Below are 19,216 nucleotides of genomic sequence, written 5' to 3' on the forward strand. Positions count from 1 at the left end.
ATCTCACTGCGTAACTGCGCCGACGCATTGTTCGGCGAGATGATTGACCAGCGCCGCCGCGAGTTCGCGCGGGTCGCCAGAAAGGGTGCTGTAGCCGCCTTCGCGCAGGCTGTCGGGCATGCTGGAACAGGCGCAGCTGTCGGCGCGCTGGGTCCAGATCGGTGCACCCTGCCGGCGGACGTAGGCCGCGGCGGCGCTGCCATCGCTGCACATGCCGCTGAACACGATCACACCGCAACGCTCGCCGTATTGCTGGGCGAGGTTGAGCATCATCTGGTCGATGGACGGGCTGTAGGGCTCCGGCCAGCTGCGCTCTTCCACGCGCATGCGCGCCGAGGCGTCGAAGCCCAGCTCGCGGGAGATCGGCACGACCACGACTTCGCCGCAGCGCACCGGATCGCCGTCGCGCACGGTATTGACGTGCCACTGACTGTGGCGACCGACCGCTTGCGGCAGGTTCGCCTCGAAGGAAGCGTCGATGTGCTGGGCATACAGGAAACCCACCGGCAGGCCGCCGGGCAGCGCATCGAGAAAAGTCTTCACCGCCGCCGGGCCGCCGAGCGAGGCGGCCAGCAACCAGACCTGCGCAGCAGGCTCGCCGGCTTTCAGCGGCGAGGCGGCGAGGTCGTCGGGCAGCGCCACACGGCTCGGGCGCTGCGCCTCGTCGAGCAAAGCCGCCAGGCTGCGGCCGACGCCAGCGCTGGGGTCGCCTACCAGCTTGCGCAGCTTGGACACCAGGCGGCGTTCCCAGCGTGGGTAATGTTCGGAATGCCGCTCCGGCGCATGGCCTTCGCCGAACAGCACGGGCACCCGCGACTGTTCCAGCAGGTTGTCCACCAGCGGCGAGTCTTCCTGCTGCGCCAGGTCGACGAGCCACAGGTCGGTCTCGCAGGCGTCCAACTGGTCACTTTCAAGGCGCGCCGGGTCGGCATTGAGCACCACCTGGTAGCCATGGCCGGCCAGGGCCTGCGCCAGCACGTGGCGTTGCAGCGAGGTATCGGCAATCACCGCGATCCGCGGCGTGCTCTGCTCAGACATGGGCCTTCACCAGCTTGTGGATGTTCTCCAGCAGCTCGGATTCCTGGTACGGCTTGCCCAGGTACTGGTTGACGCCGATGGCCAGGGCACGGTCGCGGTGCTTCTCGCCGGTACGGGAGGTAATCATGATGATCGGCAGGTCCTTCAGCTGTTCATCGTGGCGCACCAGGGTGGCCACTTCGAAGCCGTCCATGCGCGGCATCTCGATGTCCAGCAGCATGATGTCGGGCTTGTGTTCCTGCAGCTGGGCGATGGCGTCCACCCCGTCCTTGGCGGTGAGCACGTTCATGCCGTTGCGCTCCAGCAGGCGGCTGGTGACCTTGCGCACGGTGACCGAGTCGTCCACCACCATGACCAGAGTCGGGCGCTGGTGCTCGATGTCCGCAGCGGTCGGGCCGGCCAGCTGGCGGCGCGGGGCATGCTGGACCAGCTGCGCATGGAGCACGCGGATGGTCGCCAGCAGGTCGAGAATCACCACCACGCGACCGTCACCGAGGATAGTCGCGCCGGAGATGCCGCTGACGCCGGCGAACTGCGCACCGAGGCTCTTCACCACGATTTCGCGCGAGCCCGCCAGGGCATCCACCTGCACCGCGACCGCATGGTCTGCCGAGCGCACGAGGATCACCGGCAAGGGCAGCGACTGCCCGACCAGCTTGGGATGCTGGCCGTTGTTGAGCAGGTCGCCCAGGTATTTCAGTTCATAGCTCTGGCCCGCGTACTCGAAGCTCGGCGCGGCGCCGGTCTCGTCGGCGGCAGCCTGCTCGTAGAGGGCTTCCAGCTCGTAAGGGGAGACTCGCACGATACCTTCGATGGTGTTCAGCGGCAGGGCATACAGGTCCTCGCCGGAGAGCACCATCAGCGCGCGGTTCACCGACACGGTGAACGGCAGGCGGATGTCGAACTTCGTGCCTTCGCCGACGCTGGAATGGATGCTCATGGAACCGCCGAGCTGTTTCACCTCGGAGTTCACCACGTCCATGCCCACACCACGGCCGGAAATCTGCGTGACTTTCTCGGCGGTACTGAAACCGGCCTCGAGGATGAACTGCAGCACCTCGTGGTCGTTCAGCTCGCTGTCGTCGGTCATCAGGCCGCGTTCGATGGCCTTGCGGCGCACGGCTTCCAGGCGAACGCCAGCGCCATCGTCGGCCAGGGTCAGGAGGATGTCGCCACCCTCGCGGCCCAGGGTCAGGCGAATGGTGCCCTGCTCCGGCTTGCCGGCGATGCGCCGCGCCTCGCCGGACTCGATGCCGTGGTCGACCGCGTTGCGCAGCATGTGCTCCAGCGGCGCGACGATGCGTTCGAGCACGGTACGGTCCATCTCGCCTTCGGCGTTGCTGACCACGAACTCGACCTGCTTGCCCAGCTCGCTAGCCACCTGACGGACGATCCGGCGCAGGCGCGGCACCAGGCGGTCGAAGGGCACCATGCGGGTGCGCATCAAGCCTTCCTGCAGCTCGGTGTTGACCCGCGCCTGTTGCAGCAGCAGGGTCTCGGCGTCGCGGTTCTTGGCAGCCAGGGTTTCCTTGAGGTCGAAGAGGTCGGAAGCGGACTCGAACAGTGCGCGCGAAAGCTGCTGCAGCTGCGAGTAGCGGTCCATTTCCAGCGGGTCGAACTCTTCATAGCCGGCGCGCTCGGCGTCGGCCTGGTGGCGCGAGAGGATCTGCGCCTGGGTTTCGGTATCGAGGCGGCGCAGCTGATCGCGAACCCGCTCGATGGTGGCGTCCATCTCGCCCAGGGTCGAACCGACGTCGCTCACCTGCTGCTCGACGCGACCACGGAAGATCGAGGTCTCACCGGCAAGGTTGACCAGGCCTTCGAGCAGTTGCGCGGGCACCTTCACCAGCTCCTGCGGCGCGCGGCGCGCAGCGGCTTCCTGGGCGGCTTCCTGGGCACGGCGAACGAAGGGCAGCACCACCGGCGCGTCGACGCGCTGCGGCACGGCCGCGGCCATGATGGCTTCGGGCAATGCCGGCAGGCTCACCGGGGCCGGCTGTTCGGCGATCGGCTCCTCGGCGAGGTCTTCGTGCTGGCTATCGGCAGTCTCGACTTCACCCAGGTGCAGGCGCAGCTGGTCGACTTCGGCCTGCAGGCCTTCGAAGCCGGACTGCGCGTCCATCAGCAGGCTTTCCGGCCAGGGCGCGCCCTGTTGCTGGGCTTCGCTCAGGTGCTGTTCGAGGTCATGGGCCAGGTCGCCCAGGCTGGTCTGGCCAGCCAGGCGCGCACCGCCCTTGAGGGTATGGAGAATGCGCAGCAGCTCGTCGAGCGCACCGTTCTCACGCTCGGCGTCCCAGCGGCCCAGGGCCTGTTCCATGCCTTCAAGCAGGTCGTCCGCCTCTTCCAGGAAGATATCCAGGATGTCGGCTTCCGGGCCTTCCGGCGCGGCAGGGGTGGAGCTGATCGCGTGCAGGCTGACGCTGCTGGGAATGCTCAGTTGTTCTTCGGGGTTGGCACGAAATCGGTGGATCGCATCGATCAGCGATTCACCTCCCGGAATCCGGCGATGCTGCTGGACCGCTTCGAGCATCTCGGCGAGACGGTCGTGGCAGCGCTGCAGCAGCTCGAAGAGTGTCGGACTGGCACGCAGGCGGCCACCGCAGAGGCCTTCGTAGAGGAATTCCAGCTCATGGGAGAGGTCGCCAATGGGGCGGATCTCGGCCATCCGCGCGCCGCCCTTGAGGGTGTGCAGGTCGCGTTGCAGCGCTTCCAGTTCGACGCTGTTGTCGGGGCTTTCCATCCAGCGGTGCAGGGCACCGGAGGAGCTTTCGAGGATGTCGAAACCTTCCTCGAGGAAGATTTCCACCAGTTCCAGGTCGCGGTCTTCAGCCAGCTCGTACTCGCTGTCCTGCACGCCCGCGACTTCCGCGCTAGCGACCGGTGCAGCGGGCTCGATGACCTCCGGCTCAGCCTGCGACGACTCGGCGATTTCAGCTTCGGCCTGGTCGAGGAAGGCCTGCAGGTCGAGGTCTTCCGAGGCGGATTGCTGCTGCGGCTCGACCGCGGCATCGGGAACGCTGCTCTCCAGGTCGATGCTGTCGGGTTCGCGGTCTTCTGGGGTAAAAGCTTCGACGGTTTCGACAGCTTCAGCTTCCGGCGCCGCCTCGGTGGGCAGCTCCAGCTCGATCTCGGTTTCGATGACTGGCGGCAGCTCGAGGGTTTCTTCCTGCTCAGCCACGGCTTCCTGCTGCGCCGCCAGAGCCTGCGGCAGATTCAGGCCGGCAGCCGGATTCTGGCGGAAGGTGCGGATGGTCTGCACCAGGTCGGCCGGATCGGTCAGCGCCTGGCCAGCCTGCAGCTGGTCGAGCTGGGTCGCCAGGCGATCGTGGCAGGTGCGCAGCAGCTCGCCCAGCGGTGGGCTGTGCTGGAAGCGATGGTCCAGCAGGCCTTCGTAGAGCGATTCGAGTTCGTGGGACAGGTCGCCGATTTCGCGGATTTCCGCCATGCGCGCACCACCCTTGAGGGTGTGCAGGTCGCGTTGCAGGGTCGAAAGTGCGGCGAGCCCTTCGGGCGAGGCCAACCATTGGTCCAGCGCCTGGCCGGCGTTATCCAGGATGTCGACCGCCTCTTCGAGGAAGATCGCCACCATTTCCTCGTCCAGCGCGCGCGGCGGTTGCTGCGGGGCCGGATGGGCATGTGGCGTCTCGGCGGTGATGACGTCATCGTCGTCATCGTCGGCAGCACCGCGCGGGGCGCCGTCGTTGTCACCCCGCGCCGACCAGCTCAGGCCGTCAGGCAGGTTGTCGTCGTCCACTTGGCGGCTGTCGAGAAGGAATTCTTCGTCCTCGGCCGGGAAGTCGTCGGCGGTCAGGCTTTCCAGGTCGACGAACTCGATGTCCGAGGCGTCCTGCAGCTCGTTCGCAATCTCCTCGGGAGCAGTGACCGGAGCGTCCAGCAGGCGGTGCAGCGCTTCGACCTGTTCCGGGCGAGCGCTGACCTGCAGGGCGGCGGCCACCTGGTCCATCATGCCGATCAGCGCCTCGTGGGCGGCTTCAGCGGCGGAGAAGAACGCATCGCCGGTTTCCAGGCGACCCTGGCGCACGGCGCCGTAGACAGCCAGCAGCGCGTCGGCGAGTTCTGCCATCTGCGGCAGCTCGGCCATCTGTGCGCCACGGCTGAGGGTTTCCAGTTCGTCGTAGAGGGCGCCCAGTTCGTGGCGCTCCTGCGGGTGCTCGCGCCAACGGCGCAGCAGATCCTCGGCGTCGAGCAGGATGTCCATGCCCTCGGCGAGGAACATGCCGATCATCTGCGGGTCGTTGCCGCTGCCTTCGCCACTTTCACCGCGACGCTTGGCCTCGGCGGCCTCCAGGCGTTCCTGGTGGATCTGCGCGATGCGCGCCAGCAGCTCCGGGCTGCCCTCGATGGGTGCCAGCGGACGGCCTTCGACGAGCTGGTCGAGACCGACGCGGAACAGGCCTTCGGCGGCGTGCAGCAGCTCGGCCTCGCGCAGGTCGACCTGCAACAGGTTGGTCTTGAACTCCTTCACCAGCCGCTCCAGCGGCGTGGCGATTTCGGCGATCGGCAGGATGCCGGCCATGTGAGCGCTGCCCTTGAGCGTGTGCAGGGCGCGCTGCAGGTCGTCGGTCACCGGCTGCGGCAGCTGCTGCGCGCAATCGGCAAGGAAGCCGACCAGGGTTTCCAGATGGGCTTCCGCTTCGTTGCGGAAGATCTCGAGCAACTGCGGATCGAGGCTTTCGTCGAGACCTTCGTTGGCTGCTTGCGCCGCAATTTCCTCGACTTCAGCCAGCTCGGGGGTGATGTCCTCGACCTGCGGCGCCGACTCCGGCAACCCGCCGCCGGGCGGCGGTACCGGCTGCCCTTTGGCCAGGGCGTGGGCGGTGGCGGCCAGGCGGTCGACATCGTCGCGCTGACGCTGGGCGCTGGCGGCATACTCGTCGACCAGTTCGGGCAGCAGCGCGACCACATCCTGGATGACCTGCAACACAGCCGGCGAGGCGACGATGCTACGGTCCAGCACACGGTTGAGCAGGTTTTCGATGGACCAGGCCAGCTCGCCGATCACCAGCGCACGGACCATCCGGCCACTGCCCTTGAGGGTATGGAAGGCACGGCGGATTTCGGTCAGCGAGTCGCGGTCATCGGTATTGGCCAGCCAGGTCGGCAGGTGTTCACCGATGGTCTCCAGCACTTCACCGGCCTCTTCGATGAAGACTTCGCGCAGCTCTTCGTCGATCGGTTCTTCGTCGGCGGGCGGTGGCAGCAGGCTGGGGGGCACATCCTGGGCAGGCGGGTTGATCGCCTGCACCGGAGCAGCCATGACTTCGGCCAGGGACAACGGCTTGGCCGGTGCCTCGGCGGCCGGCTCGAGCTCCGCCGGCGGGCTGGGCAGCTCGACTTCCGGCAGGTCCAGGTCGGCGATGTTCTCGTCGCTCCAGGCTTGGGCCTGGAACGACGGCGTTTCGGCTTCGGCCAGCGGCTCCAGCGGCTCCAGTTGCAGCGGCGCGTCGAGACTGAGATCGACGCCGGCGTCCAGCGCGGTCGGTTCGCTCAGCTCGCCCAGCGTCCAGTTGTCATCGCTGACCAGCGAAGCTTCGGCTGTGGACGGCGCATCGGTGACGGGCTGGGCATCGAAGCTCAGGTCGTCCAGGGACTCCAGGGTCGCCAGCGGGGCGGGTTCGTGCGCTTCCAGGCTGGCGAAGCTTTCGTCAAGCTCCAGGGAAGGCGCGGGCGATTCGGCAGCCGGCTGGCTCAGGTCGATGCTGAACCAGTCTTCCTCGGCGGGCTTCTCGCCGGTTGGGGTGAGCGACTCCATGTCCCAGCTCAGCTCGTCCACCGGGGCCGGAGTGGCCTCCAGCGACGGCAGGCTGGCAAAGTCTTCGAGCAGTTCCGGGGCTGCCGGGGTTTCGCTCGGTGCCATGGACAGATCCAGGGCTTCCCAGGTCTGTTCGGTAACCGGGGACTCCGCCTGTACCGGTTCGTCGATGCGCGGTGCCTCGGCCAGTGGAACGGCGTCGTCGAGGCTCCAGCTCAGCTCATCGGTCTGCGGTTGCGCAGGGGCTTCTTCCAGCGTTTCGAGGCTGAACTCGATGCTGTCGGCCTTGTGGCTGTCGTCCAGCGACCAGCCTTGGTCTGCCAGGGTGGTGTCGGTAATTGGTGCAGCCGGCTCCAGCTCGATGTCCCAGCTGAGGCTTTCCGGCTCCAGGGTGGCGGTCGGCGCGCTCGATTCGTCCGGGACGGCAGAAGCGGCCAGCGGCTCGACGTCGTCGAGGGTCCAGGCACCCGGTTCGGCGGTGGGCTCGGCGGGAGGCAGGCCGGAGTCCAGCTCCAGGGGTTCGAAGGTAAAGCTGGATTCGACTTCGCCGGCAGGCTGCTCTTCGGGCTCCACAGGGAGGTCGAAATCGGCCAGCAGCGAAGGCTCTTCCACGGCAGCAGGCTCGGCGACCGGCGCGAAGGAGAAGCTCTCTGCGCTCTCGACGGCGGGTTGCGGCGCGTCAATGTCGGCCAGGTCCAGGATCGGTTCTTCGGCCGGAGCCAGCTCTTCGAGCGGAGCCAGCTGGGCTGGCTGTTCGTACGACGGCTCCTCAAGCGGAGCTGCCTCGAAGCTGGACGGTTCAAAGCTGTCGGCGATTTCCACCGGCGCGGCCAGTTCCGGCACCGCTTCCACCGGCACGGCTTCGGTCGGTTCGGCCAGCGGCTGGGCGGCCAGCACGTCGATCTCGTCCAGCGGATTGTCCAGCGGAGCGGGCGCGAAGGCGCTCGGCTCGGCATCGAGGATCGACGGACGCGGCTTGAGCGAGTAGCCCAGGCTGTCCAGGCTCTCCTCGGCCACGTCGAGGATCATGTCGCCCTGGGTGTTGTGGTCTTCCGACAGGCGCTCGAGGTAGTACTCGACACTGGTGATGGCGTCGGCCAGGGTGTCCAGGCTGTGCCAGTCCGGCACGGCCTGGCGCACCAGCAGCTGTTCCTGGATGTAGCGATTGCAGTTTTCCAGCAGTTTCGCCGCACGTTCCTGGGAGATCATCGCCAGGCCACCACGAACCTGCGTGAGCAGTTCCGGCACGCGGGCCAGGTGCTCGTGGTTCCACTGCGAGGCGATGAACTCGATGATCGCGTCCTTGGCCAGTTCCAGGCCGTTGCGCGCTTCCTTGATCACCACCTGGTGGATCTGCTCGACGTCGGTGGTCGGCAGGACGTTCTCTTCGCTGCCCGGCTCTTCGCTCGGGCCGACCATGCCGGCCAGCGTGGCCTCGACATAGAGCAGCGCACCGGCGACATCCATCAGGGTGGCGTCGTTGGGCTGGCGCTGGCCGTGGGCGAGCGCGCTGACCACGTCGATCTGGTCGAGGATAACCTTGCGCGGCTGGCCGAAGCCCAGCACGGCGAGGGTGTCGGCAATCTGCTTGAGCGGTGCCAGCAGGCTGCCCAGCTCGTTCACGCCGCTGCGATCGCTGCGCACGAAGAGGTCGAGGCTGTCCTTGACCCGCACCAGCTCCTCGCACAGCGCGCCAACGACCGAGCGCATGGCGTCGCGGTCGGGGCCGGCGAGACGGGCACGTTCCTCGTCCACCAGGGCTGCACCCGGCAGGGCGTCGTCCAGGCGGTACTCGTCCTTCACCGCCCGCACGCGCGGCGAGTGGTCGGAGGCCTTGGCCACATAGAACAGCAGGTTCTTGATCAGCTCTTCCGGCGCCGGCTGGTTCATGGCGTCGGCGCCCTGGTCGACCAGGCGCTTGAACTCGCGGTCGACCTGGCGCAGCAGGTTACGCACCGAGGTGCCGTTGGCGATGCTGCCGTTGGCCAGGCCTTCGATCATCGCCGAAGCGATCACCCACAGGCGGCCCAGCGGGGCGTCCTTGCACAGGGACTCGAGGCGGGCGAAGACGCGCGCCAGGTAGCCCAGGTTGGTCGGCAGGTCCTGGTTGCGGATGACGCCGACCAGGGCGACCTGCAGCATCTGCCGCAGCTTGCGCAGCAGCGCCGGCAGTTCAGCGGTGCGCAGGCGCGCCAGGGCGTCCACCGGCAGCACCGGGGATTCGCGGGACAGGTCGGGGGAGAACAGGCTGGTTTCCGACAGCAGCTTCTCGCCGCGGGCGGTGCGCAGGTCGTTGAGCAGCGGCAGCACCACCAGCGGCAGGTCGCGGCGGGCGCTCTGGATGCGCTCCAGGTAGGCAGGCAGCTGCAGAATGGCCTGCATCAGCACTTCCAGCGCTTCGCTCTGGCTGGACGTCTTGCCGTCGATCAGCGCCTGGGTCAGGTACTCCATTTCCTCGGCGAGCAGGGCCGCGCCGTAGAACTCCACCATCTGCAGCGTGCCGCGCACCTGGTGGATATAGGCCAGGCAAAAGCCCATCCGCGTCGGGTCCTGAGGGTTCTCGACGTAGGATTCGAGGGCTTGCCGCGCCTGCTTGAGCGTTTCGGCAATCTCGCCTTTTACCCATTCCAGGGCGACATAATCGTGCCGATCACCCATAGCCACTCCACTCATGTGTCTGTGTCATCCCTTCCGGGTAAAGGCCAGAACGCGCTCATCGGCGACCGGTTCGAGCAGCGGGTGGTGCCAATCGGCGACCTCGCCCACTCCGATCACCAGCAGCCCCCCAGGCGCCAGCCGCTCGGCCAGGCGATTGAGGATTTCCCGCCGCCGCCAGCGGCGGAAATAGATCAGCAGGTTCTGGCAAAAAATCACGTCCATGCCGGACATTGGCGCCTTGGCCAGTTCCAGCACATTCAGCCGCGCGCAACAGACGCGCCCGGCGAGATCGGGTATCACACGGTATCGACCGTCATCCTGCGCGCTGAAGTAGCGCGTGGCCAGTTCCGGGTCGATATCCTCCAGCTTGCGTGCCGCGTAGCTCGCCTCGCGCGCCCGGTTCAGGGCATTGAGGCTGATGTCGGTGCCGGTCACGCCGAACAGCGGCGCCAGACCTGCATCTTCCAGTACCTTGGCGGCCACCATGGCGAGGGAGTAAGGCTCCTCGCCACTGGAACAGCCGACGCTCCACAAGGCCAGTGGCCGGCTCGGGCCGACCTCTGCGAGGCGCCGGAGCAGGAAGCTCTCCAGCACGTCGAAGGATGCCTTGTGGCGAAAGAAACGGGTTTCCTGAACGGTGAGGCGGTCCAGCAGGTTCGACCACTCGACGGCGCCGCGTGGGCCGTCAGTGACCTGGCGGTAATAGGTGCCATAGTCGGCGATACCCAGTTCGCGCATCCGCGCGCCCAGGCTGGTCTGCAGGAAGGCACGGCGCTGCTCGTTGACCACGACGCCGGTCCGGTCTTCCAACAGTGCCTGCCAGTCGCGGAAGTCCGCGGCCGACATGTCGGCCAACGGCTGCAACGACCAGACGCCACTTGCCTGCATGTCGCGCCCCTCGCTCAAGATTGTCGTGCGCTACCCGGCAAAGAGCAGCGCACCTCCTCTGCTCAGGCCTGTTCGGCGGTGTCCGGCAGTTTGAAGCCGGATACGGAGTGGCGCATCTCGCCGGCCATCTTGGCCAGGTTACCAATGCTGCGCGCAGTAGCGGTGGTACCGGCAGAGGTCTGCGAGGTGATCTCCTGGATCACGTTCATGGTGTTGGAAATGTGGCCGGCGGAGGAGGCCTGCTGACGGGCGGCGTTGGAAATGTTCTGGATCAACGCTGCCAGGGTCTTGGATACCTTCTCGATCTCTTCCAGGGACACACCGGCGTCCTGCGCCAGGCGGGCACCGCGGACCACCTCGGAGGTGGTCTGTTCCATCGAGATCACCGCTTCGTTGGTGTCGGTCTGAATGGTCTTAACCAGCGCTTCGATCTGCTTGGTCGCTGCGGAAGAACGTTCCGCCAGACGCTGTACTTCGTCCGCTACCACGGCGAAGCCGCGGCCCGCGTCGCCCGCCATGGACGCCTGGATCGCGGCGTTCAGGGCGAGGATGTTGGTCTGGTCGGCGATGTCGTTGATCAGGCTTACGATGTCACCGATCTCCTGGGACGATTCACCGAGGCGCTTGATCCGCTTCGAGGTGTCCTGGATCTGCTCACGGATGTTGTCCATGCCGGTGATGGTGTTGTGCACCACTTCGTTGCCCTTGTTGGCGATGGCTACGGAACGTTCCGCTACCGCCGAGGACTCGGAGGCGTTCGCCGATACCTGGTCAATGGACACGGCCATTTCGTTGATCGCGGCGGAGGCGCCGGCGATTTCCTGTGCCTGGTGCTCGGAAGCCTCGGCCAGGTGCATGGCGGTGGCCTGGGTTTCCTGGGCGGCGGCGGCCACCTGCACGGCGGTCAGGTTGATGGTTTCCACCAGCTCTCGGAGCTGGTCGATGGAGTAGTTGATGGAGTCCGCGATCGCACCGGTGAAGTCCTCGGTTACCGTCGCGGCCACCGTCAGGTCACCGTCGGCGAGGTCGGCGATTTCGTCGAGCAGTCGCAGAATCGCCGCCTGGTTACGCTCGTTCTTCTCGGCGGTCTCGGCCAGTCGGCGGTTGGTCTCACGCACCATCACCAGGCCGATGAGGATGATTGCGCCCAGGGCGATGATACCCAGCGCGGCGCTGGCGACCTGGTTGAACACACGGCCTTCGGCCAGGTTCTCGAAGCCGGCGGCGAGGCTGGAAGCCTTGTCCAGCAGAGTCTGCGAGCCACCGAAGATGGTGTTGGCGGCTTCACGGACCTGGAACAGTTCCGGGGAGGTCTCGAGGATCTCATCCACCGAGCCGGACACGAATTCGAAGAGTTCGGCGATCTCGTTGAGGCGATCCACCGCTTCGGCGTTGGTCACCTTGGAGATGCTCATCGCCGCGTTGCCTTCCTTCATGCCCTTGAGTACGCGGCCGAAGAGGCTGGCGTCACGGCCGAAGCTGTCGGCGGCCTGCACCGAGTTCTCGTCACCGGCCAGCACCTTGTTCACCGAGCCGAGGATACGTTCGGCCAGCAGCGACTGGCGCTGGGCTACCGCGACCTGGTCGGCCGGGGCGCCGTTTTCCAGCAGGATGTCGACGACCTCTTCGTACTCCACCTGCAGCTGCGGGATGGTTTCGGCGAGGGTCGCGGCTACCTGGTGCAGGGACAGTACGGTCTGTTCGCTGGCGAGGATGGAGTCGGCGTTCTTGCGCAGGGTGTCCCAGTCCTTCTGCACATCCGCCATCTGCGGTTGTACCGAATCCGGGCTCGGCGGCAGGCCGGTGCTCTCGTCACCCTTGGAGAGGATGTTCCAGCGCTTCTCGAAGTCGTTGCGCGCTTCTTTCAGCAGCTTGAACGCCTCCGCCTTGCCCGCCGCGGCTTCCGTGGCGTTCTTGGCGATACGCTGGGACAGCACGCGCAGTTCGCCGGCATGGCCGATGTACTGCTTGTCGTGGTTCGCCTGGGTGTTGAGGTAAGCGAAGTTGGCGAACAGCAAGACGATCGCCACGATCAGGACCACGAAGAGTCCGAGGATCAGCGAGCTGCTACGCGCACCCGAAAAAAGACTGCCTGCCTTTATATTTTTCATATTCGGCCCCCGCCTGGACCCACCACGATTACGAATTCCATGTCACAACAAGGGCCGGCAACGCCGGCCCAACCGGTCAAACGCTAGCTGGCGACATCCAGGAACCCCGGGTGTTGAGCCAGCGCATGCGGACTGAACACGAGCCAGGGTTGCTCCCGGTGGAAGACGCCATGAATAAAGGGTTGCAGGACCGCTTCGAGGGGCGGCAGCTGCTCGGAGAAGGTGTCCACCGGGAAGTGCTGCATGCCGAACACCTCATCGACGATGAGGCCGGCGAAGACTTCCTGGTGTTCCACGACGAGCACGCGCCGCTGTTTGCGCAGAGGCGAAAGCTCCGCGCCGAGGAAACCGCACAGGTCCATGATCGGCAACAGGCGGCCGCGCACGTTGGCGACCCCCTTCACCCAGTCACGGACACCGGGCAGCAAAGTGTAGCGCGGTTCGTGAAGAACCTCGCCGACCTCCCCCATGGGCGCCACGAACAGGCGCCCAGCCATGCGAAAGCCGATACCGTTCCAGCTCTGCACCACCTCGCGCTGCGCGGGCAGACCCGCGGCCAGCTGACGACAGCGCTGATCGATCTGGACGAGAACCTCGAAAGGACTCTGGACTTCCGCCATGCCGGCCCTGGCCTTCTCTAATAATTATGTTCTGGTCGTGCAGGTACGGCTGTATCAGCCGGCCAGCACCGAATTGATGGTCTTGAGCAGTGTCTCTTCGTCCACCGGCTTGGTCAGGTAGTCGCGAGCGCCCTGGCGCTTGCCCCAGACCTTGTCGGTCTCCTGGTCCTTGGTGGTGACGATGATCACCGGAATCGCGCTGGTTTCCGGGTCCTTGGACAGCTGACGGGTCGCCTGGAAGCCGTTCAGGCCGGGCATGACGATGTCCATCAGGACGACGTCGGGCTTTTCCTGGCGAGCAAGGGCCACGCCATCGGCGCCATTTTCGGCCTTGAGTACCTGGTGCGAGTGCTTTTCCAGCATCGCGGTCAGCTTGTACATCTCGGTCGGCGAGTCATCAACAATCAGAATTCGAGCCATTGTGGTCCCCATACGGAATAGGCGTCACCGGCGCTCGCGCCGGACTTCAGGAAGCGTGCTCCACCGGGGTGAAGTCGGGCACATGGGTCTTGATCGCGCCGAGCAGTTCTTCCTTGCTGAAGGGCTTGGTGAGGTACTGATCGGAACCGACGATGCGACCCTTGGCCTTGTCGAACAGGCCGTCCTTGGAGGACAGCATGATCACCGGCGTGGATTTGAATGCACTGTTGTTCTTGATCAGGGCGCAGGTCTGATAGCCATCCAGGCGCGGCATCATGATGTCAACGAAGATGATGCTGGGATGGGTATCGGCGATCTTGGCCAGCGCGTCGAAGCCGTCGATGGCTGTAATGACATCGCAGCCGACTTTCTTCAGCAGGGTTTCAGCCGTGCGACGAATCGTCTTGGAATCGTCGATCACCATTACTTTCAAACCGTCGGAATGCTGTTCCATGTTCGCCCTTACCATCTCGGTGAGTCGTTTTTCCGCTTTTTATTTCAGTGCGCAAGCGCCCTGCCACCGTCGGGCTGCGACCCAATCGTGGGAACCTTTTACCACAATCGTCAGAATCTTTACCACGCCCAGCAAATTCAGGCCATAAGACCCCGAACGCGCAGGCTTTTTCCTTGACCGAGCGCACATCCAGCGCCACCCTGAGCGTCCATTTTCAGCCTTTGCGGCGCGACCCCGAGTCGCAGCCCCAAGCCGACGAATTTCCCCTAGGAGGACATCCCATGAGCGTACGCCTCGGGATCGTGATGGACCCCATCGCGCAGATCAGTTTCAAGAAGGACAGCTCGCTGGCCATGTTGCTGGCCGCCCAGGCCCGTGGTTGGCAGCTCTTCTATATGGAACAGCAGGACCTTTACCAGAAAGAGAACGTCGCCCGTGGCCGCATGCGCCCGCTCAAGGTGTTCTACGATCCGGCCCACTGGTTCGAACTGGAAGAGGAAGTCGACCAACCGCTGTCGGACCTGGACGTGATCCTGATGCGCAAGGACCCGCCCTTCGACAACGAGTTCGTCTACTCCACCTACCTGCTGGAACAGGCTGAAACCGCCGGCACCCTCATCGTCAACAAGCCGCAGAGCCTGCGTGACTGCAACGAGAAGTACTTCGCCACGCTGTTCCCGCAGTGCGCGCCACCGACGGTGGTGAGCCGCCGGTCCGACATTCTCCGCGAATTCGCCGCGGAGCATCGTGACATCATTCTCAAACCCCTGGATGGCATGGGCGGATCGATGATCTTCCGCCACCGCGAAGGCGACCCGAACCTCTCGGTGATCCTCGAGACCCTGACCCGCCACGGCCAGGAACAGGTCATGGCGCAGCGCTACCTGCCGGCCATCAAGGACGGCGACAAGCGCATCCTGATGATCGACGGTGAGCCGGTGGAATACTGCCTGGCGCGCATTCCCGCCCAGGGCGAGACCCGCGGCAACCTGGCCGCCGGCGGTCGTGGCGTGGCCCAGCCGCTGACCGAGCGCGACCGCTGGATCGCCGCCCAGGTCGGCCCGGAACTGCGCAAGCGCGGCCTGCTGTTCGTCGGCCTGGACGTGATCGGCGAGAACCTCACCGAGATCAACGTCACCAGCCCGACCTGCATCCGCGAGATCGATGCAGCCTACGACACGCGCATCGGTGAGAGACTGATGGCAGTCATCGACGAAAAGCTCAAGGCGCGCAGTGCGTCATAGACTTTTATAAGCCTCGTCGGCAGACTTCCGCCCCACCCTGGCCTACGCGACCCGCAATGAACGCTGCAACCCACCAAGACTTCCCCGTGTCCTCCGGCGTACGTCCGGCGGACCGTCTGGGTTTCACCCTGTTCGTTGCGGCCATCCTGCACGTGGCCGTGCTGCTGGGGGTGGGCTTCACCATGCCCAGCCCCAGCCAGTTGAGCAAAACCCTGGAAATTACCCTGGCCAGCTTCAAGAGCGACAAGGCGCCGGAAAAGGCCGACTACCTCGCCCAGATGAACCAGCAGGGCAGCGGCACCCTGGAACACAAGGCGATCCCCAAGACCACCGAGCAGGCGCCATTCCAGGACACCGAGGTCAAGAAAGTCTCGCCGCCGGCCACCCCGCGCCAGGCCAAGAGCCCGGAAGCGCCCAAGGCCGCCGTCGCCACCCGCACCCCGCGCCCGGACAAGGTGCAGACCAAACAGCAGACGCCCAAGGCCGAGACCGTCGCCAAGCCGGCGCCGCAGTTCGACTCCAGCCAGCTGTCGGCAGAAATCTCCAGCCTCGAGGCCGACCTCGCCCGTGAGCAGCAGGCCTACGCCAAGCGCCCGCGCATTCACCGCCTGAGCGCCGCCTCGACCATGCGCGACAAAGGCGCCTGGTACAAGGAAGAGTGGCGCAAGAAGATCGAGCGCATCGGCAACCTCAATTACCCGGACGAAGCCCGTCGGCAGCGCATCTACGGCAACCTGCGTCTGCTGGTGTCGATCAACCGCGACGGCTCCCTCTATGAAGTCCAGGTACTGGAATCCTCCGGCCAGCCCCTGCTCGATCAGGCCGCCCAGCGCATCGTGCGACTGGCCGCGCCCTTCGCGCCCTTCTCGGGTGATCTGAACGACATCGACCGCCTGGAAATCATCCGCACCTGGCGCTTCGAGCGCGGTGACCGCCTGTCCAGCAACTGAAGCCGCGCACCGGATAGCGCCGGCTGATGCTTTCAAGTCTTGTCCCTTTGGCCCCCAGGCCTGAAACTAGCCGGCATGAAAAGCACAGCCGCCAGCTACCTCAAGCACCATTTCCTGATCGCCATGCCGCACATGGCGGATTCCAACTTTGCCCAGACCGTCACCTACCTCGTGGAGCACAACGAGCAGGGTGCCATGGGCCTGATCATCAATCGCCCCAGCGGCCTGAGCCTCGCCGATGTGCTCGAACAATTGCGCCCGGATGAATTGCCGCCGGTGCGCTGCCAGGGCGTTACCATCTATACCGGCGGGCCGGTACAGACCGATCGCGGCTTCGTCCTGCACCCTGCCGGGCGCAGCTACCAGGCCACCCTGGAGCTGGGCGAGCTGTCGCTCTCCACTTCCCAGGACGTGCTGTTCGCCATCGCCGACGGCAGCGGGCCCGCGCAGCACCTCATCACCCTCGGCTATGCGGGCTGGGAAGCCGGCCAGCTGGAAGCCGAACTGGCCGACAACGCCTGGCTGACCTGCCCCGCCGACCCTGCGGTACTCTTCGAAGTGCCGGCCGAACAGCGCCTATCGGCGGCCGCCGAGCGCCTGGGGGTCAACCTCAGCCTGCTCACCGCCCAGGCCGGGCACGCCTGATGAGCAGCAAACCCCTGCGCCTGCTCCTGGGTTTCGACTACGGCACCAAGCAGATCGGCGTCGCCGTCGGCCAGGCCATCACCGGCCAGGCCCGCGAACTCTGCGTGCTCAAGGCACAGAACGGCGTGCCGGACTGGAACCGCGTGGAAGCCCTGATCAAGGAATGGCAGCCCGACGCCATCGTCGTCGGCCTGCCGCTGAACATGGACGGCACCCCCAGCGACATGAGCGAGCGCGCCGAGAAGTTCGCCCGCCGCCTGCACGGCCGCTACAACCTGCCGGTACACACCCACGACGAACGCCTGACCACCTACGCCGCCAAGGGCGAACGCCTGGCCCAGGGCCAGACGGGTGGCTACCGCGAGCGCCCGGTGGACGCCCTGGCCGCCGCCCTGCTGCTGGAGGGCTGGCTGGCGGAGAACACCCCTGCTTGATCCCAGGCAGTCCATTTCTCTCAGTCATCCCGGCGCTTCATGCCATGCTTGAAGTCGTCGACTGCGAAGCCAACGCGAGTTCGCGCCCACCGCATCGCCCCAATCCTGCACCCTCTCGGCCAGCACCAACCTTTACCGCTCGCCCTCAGGAATCGCCTTACCGACAGCCAATAGGGAACCTCGTCAGCCATTTCCCAAGGCTTTGCAGGATACGGTGGAACCCGCTTTCAAGCATGCAGCTGTGCCGACTGCAGCGATAAAATAACGACATATTCTCTTCAGTACCCCGCTCATTAAAGGCGCGTTCGCAAAGAGTCGCCCTACCAGCGGATGCTGCGTACCAACATAGATATGATCCCAGAACTGCCGAATGGCGCGGATCAAAAAGGAGTTTTGCGATACCGCAAAAAGACGCGACCCCAAGGTGTTCGAGCACCCTGAGGCCGCTAACCACAATCGGCTCTTAAGGAGCTGACCATTAAGGAGCTGACCATGGCTGACGCCAATCATACGCCACCCGCACATCCCGCCACCCACGGCTTTATCCCGCTGGCAACGGCATCACAACATTGCTACATCTCCCGCGATGCCACGCTATACCTGAATACCAATGCGCCTACTGATGCCTTGTATGAAGCAGCGATAGACAGGCTGAGCGCGGTGATCGACCTGCTGTCCGTGCTGGAAAGAATCGATCAGGACGATGCACCGATCAGCAACGTTTTCCTGATCAGCCGCGCCCTGCTCTTGCTGGCCTCCGATGCGCAATCGCTGTACCAGGCCGACTTCGAGAAAAAGCATCGACGCGCTTGAGAACTGAGCTTGTAGAAAATCCCCGGCACGCCGGGGATTTTTATTGGAAGCATCGAGCATCCATTGCGATCCAGCTTCTGAAGAGCGCCCCACACCAGCCGAAAACGGCCGCGCACATGACTTTCGAGGGCTCTCACCTACCCTAAGAGTCTTGACTATCTGCTTTTCCTCAAGCATTAGATGTCCACATTCCATGGACCGTGGACATCAAAAAAGAGCCAACCAATGAAGAGTCAAGATATTTTCCTGCTGTTCAAGATGGCCAGTCTGCACGCTCAAGAAGAAAGCGAGGCGGCGCAGGGCCCCTCTCTGACCCTGGACTTCGTCGCCGATCGCTATGCCGTCGCGGATGGCCTACCGACACGCCATCCCGACTGGGCGCTATTCGACTCTTCCCCTGAGGCTTGGGAGGAGCAGGGCTCGGAAAGCTGGGAGGGGTGGGATGACCCGCAACCCTTGCCAAAATTTTCCAGCTGGGCAGAAGGCTATTCGCTCAGAGCGCTTTCGGCCTCTTTGGGCCTGAGCAAAAGCGAGATTTCAAACTCTATCGGTCGGTGCCGTGAAGCAGGCCTGCTAATCAATGATTTCGAGACCTCATTACCCAGAGTTAACCGTCGAGCGCTGCTAGGCATTGCAGAGTACGCACTGAAGTTCTTCTTCCCCGTAAGACTGGGCGCAATCGTGCGCGGCATCCCGACCGGATTTGCAGCACCGGCACTGGCCAAGCACCTGAAAAGTGCGGGGGACCTGATACCTGTTTGGCCGGACCCTCTGGGTAAAGAAAGGGGACAGGCCATTGAGCCGTTATATAAATCAGTACCTGAGGCAGTCAAAAAAGATCGGACGCTGTATCACTACCTAGCGCTCGCCGATGCGATACGCGTGGGAGGCCCCAGGGAAAGCAAGGTTGCAGTTGATCTGTTAAAAGCTGGGATGGGGTTATGACGTCGAATGTCAGTCACATCTATCAGATGATCGAGTTCGTTGCGGACGGGTTAGGAGACGAACTTCTCGCGGAGGTAGCCTTTGTAGGCGGCACCACGACAGCAATGCTGGTCACGGATAATGCCGTGTTCGAAGACATTCGCTTTACCGAAGACGTTGATCTGGTGATAGAGCTGGCGGGTATTGCCGCATGGGAAAAGCTGACACACCGCCTGGCGCAAAA

General features: G+C 64.8%; 13 protein-coding genes and 1 pseudogene. 7 read left to right on the top strand and 7 right to left on the bottom strand.

Features of this window, described 5'->3' with window-relative positions:
* Nucleotides 1-3: 3 nt before the first annotated feature.
* From FAS41_RS21165 to pilG, 7 genes are all read right to left on the bottom strand, one after another.
* Nucleotides 4-1,038, bottom strand: a complete 1,035-nt coding sequence (locus FAS41_RS21165) for a chemotaxis protein CheB (protein WP_138525394.1) — start codon at nucleotides 1,036-1,038, stop codon at nucleotides 4-6.
* The gene (locus tag FAS41_RS21170) at nucleotides 1,031-9,469 is read right to left on the bottom strand and encodes an Hpt domain-containing protein (RefSeq protein ID WP_138525395.1); all 8,439 of its coding nucleotides are present in this window, start codon (nucleotides 9,467-9,469) and stop codon (nucleotides 1,031-1,033) included. The genes FAS41_RS21165 and FAS41_RS21170 overlap by 8 nt, the downstream gene beginning before the upstream one ends.
* A 24-nt stretch (nucleotides 9,470-9,493) precedes the next feature.
* The gene (locus tag FAS41_RS21175; RefSeq protein ID WP_138525396.1) at nucleotides 9,494-10,357 is read right to left on the bottom strand and encodes a protein-glutamate O-methyltransferase; all 864 of its coding nucleotides are present in this window, start codon (nucleotides 10,355-10,357) and stop codon (nucleotides 9,494-9,496) included.
* 62 nt (nucleotides 10,358-10,419) lie between these two features.
* Nucleotides 10,420-12,468 (bottom strand): methyl-accepting chemotaxis protein, encoded by a 2,049-nt coding sequence (locus tag FAS41_RS21180; protein WP_045212954.1) that lies wholly within the window; start codon nucleotides 12,466-12,468, stop codon nucleotides 10,420-10,422.
* 83 nt (nucleotides 12,469-12,551) lie between these two features.
* Nucleotides 12,552-13,088 carry a chemotaxis protein CheW gene (locus FAS41_RS21185; protein ID WP_017520132.1) on the bottom strand — a complete coding sequence of 179 codons (537 nt, stop codon included), beginning with the start codon at nucleotides 13,086-13,088 and terminating at the stop codon, nucleotides 12,552-12,554.
* Between the two features lie 54 nt (nucleotides 13,089-13,142).
* The gene (gene pilH, locus FAS41_RS21190) at nucleotides 13,143-13,508 is read right to left on the bottom strand and encodes a twitching motility response regulator PilH (RefSeq protein ID WP_024766237.1); all 366 of its coding nucleotides are present in this window, start codon (nucleotides 13,506-13,508) and stop codon (nucleotides 13,143-13,145) included.
* A 46-nt stretch (nucleotides 13,509-13,554) separates the two neighbouring features.
* Nucleotides 13,555-13,962: a twitching motility response regulator PilG gene (gene pilG, locus FAS41_RS21195; protein ID WP_015475142.1), complete on the bottom strand. Its 408-nt coding sequence runs from the start codon at nucleotides 13,960-13,962 to the stop codon at nucleotides 13,555-13,557.
* Nucleotides 13,963-14,243: 281 nt separating this feature from the next.
* Here pilG and gshB point away from each other — a divergent pair, with 281 nt between their 5' ends.
* From gshB to FAS41_RS21230, 7 genes and pseudogenes are all read left to right on the top strand, one after another.
* Entirely contained in the window at nucleotides 14,244-15,206 is a 963-nt protein-coding gene (gene gshB / locus FAS41_RS21200; protein ID WP_017520129.1) for a glutathione synthase, read from the top strand.
* Between the two features lie 56 nt (nucleotides 15,207-15,262).
* Entirely contained in the window at nucleotides 15,263-16,156 is an 894-nt protein-coding gene (locus FAS41_RS21205) for an energy transducer TonB (protein WP_138525397.1), read from the top strand.
* 75 nt (nucleotides 16,157-16,231) lie between these two features.
* Nucleotides 16,232-16,801, top strand: coding sequence for a YqgE/AlgH family protein (locus FAS41_RS21210; RefSeq protein ID WP_138525398.1), 570 nt, complete (start codon nucleotides 16,232-16,234; stop codon nucleotides 16,799-16,801).
* Nucleotides 16,798-17,235, top strand: a complete 438-nt coding sequence (gene ruvX / locus FAS41_RS21215) for a Holliday junction resolvase RuvX (protein WP_138525399.1) — start codon at nucleotides 16,798-16,800, stop codon at nucleotides 17,233-17,235. Before FAS41_RS21210 ends, ruvX begins: the two co-directional genes overlap by 4 nt.
* 492 nt (nucleotides 17,236-17,727) lie before the next feature.
* Nucleotides 17,728-18,048, top strand: a complete 321-nt coding sequence (locus tag FAS41_RS21220; RefSeq protein WP_138525400.1) for a hypothetical protein — start codon at nucleotides 17,728-17,730, stop codon at nucleotides 18,046-18,048.
* A 225-nt stretch (nucleotides 18,049-18,273) separates the two neighbouring features.
* Nucleotides 18,274-18,993, top strand: coding sequence for a MarR family transcriptional regulator (locus FAS41_RS21225; RefSeq protein ID WP_138525401.1), 720 nt, complete (start codon nucleotides 18,274-18,276; stop codon nucleotides 18,991-18,993).
* Nucleotides 18,990-19,216, top strand: a pseudogene (locus FAS41_RS21230) (hypothetical protein); the annotation flags it as partial. The gene FAS41_RS21225 and the pseudogene FAS41_RS21230, both read left to right, overlap by 4 nt.

This window comes from Pseudomonas nicosulfuronedens (assembly GCF_005877905.1).
Lineage (GTDB): Bacteria > Pseudomonadota > Gammaproteobacteria > Pseudomonadales > Pseudomonadaceae > Pseudomonas > Pseudomonas nicosulfuronedens.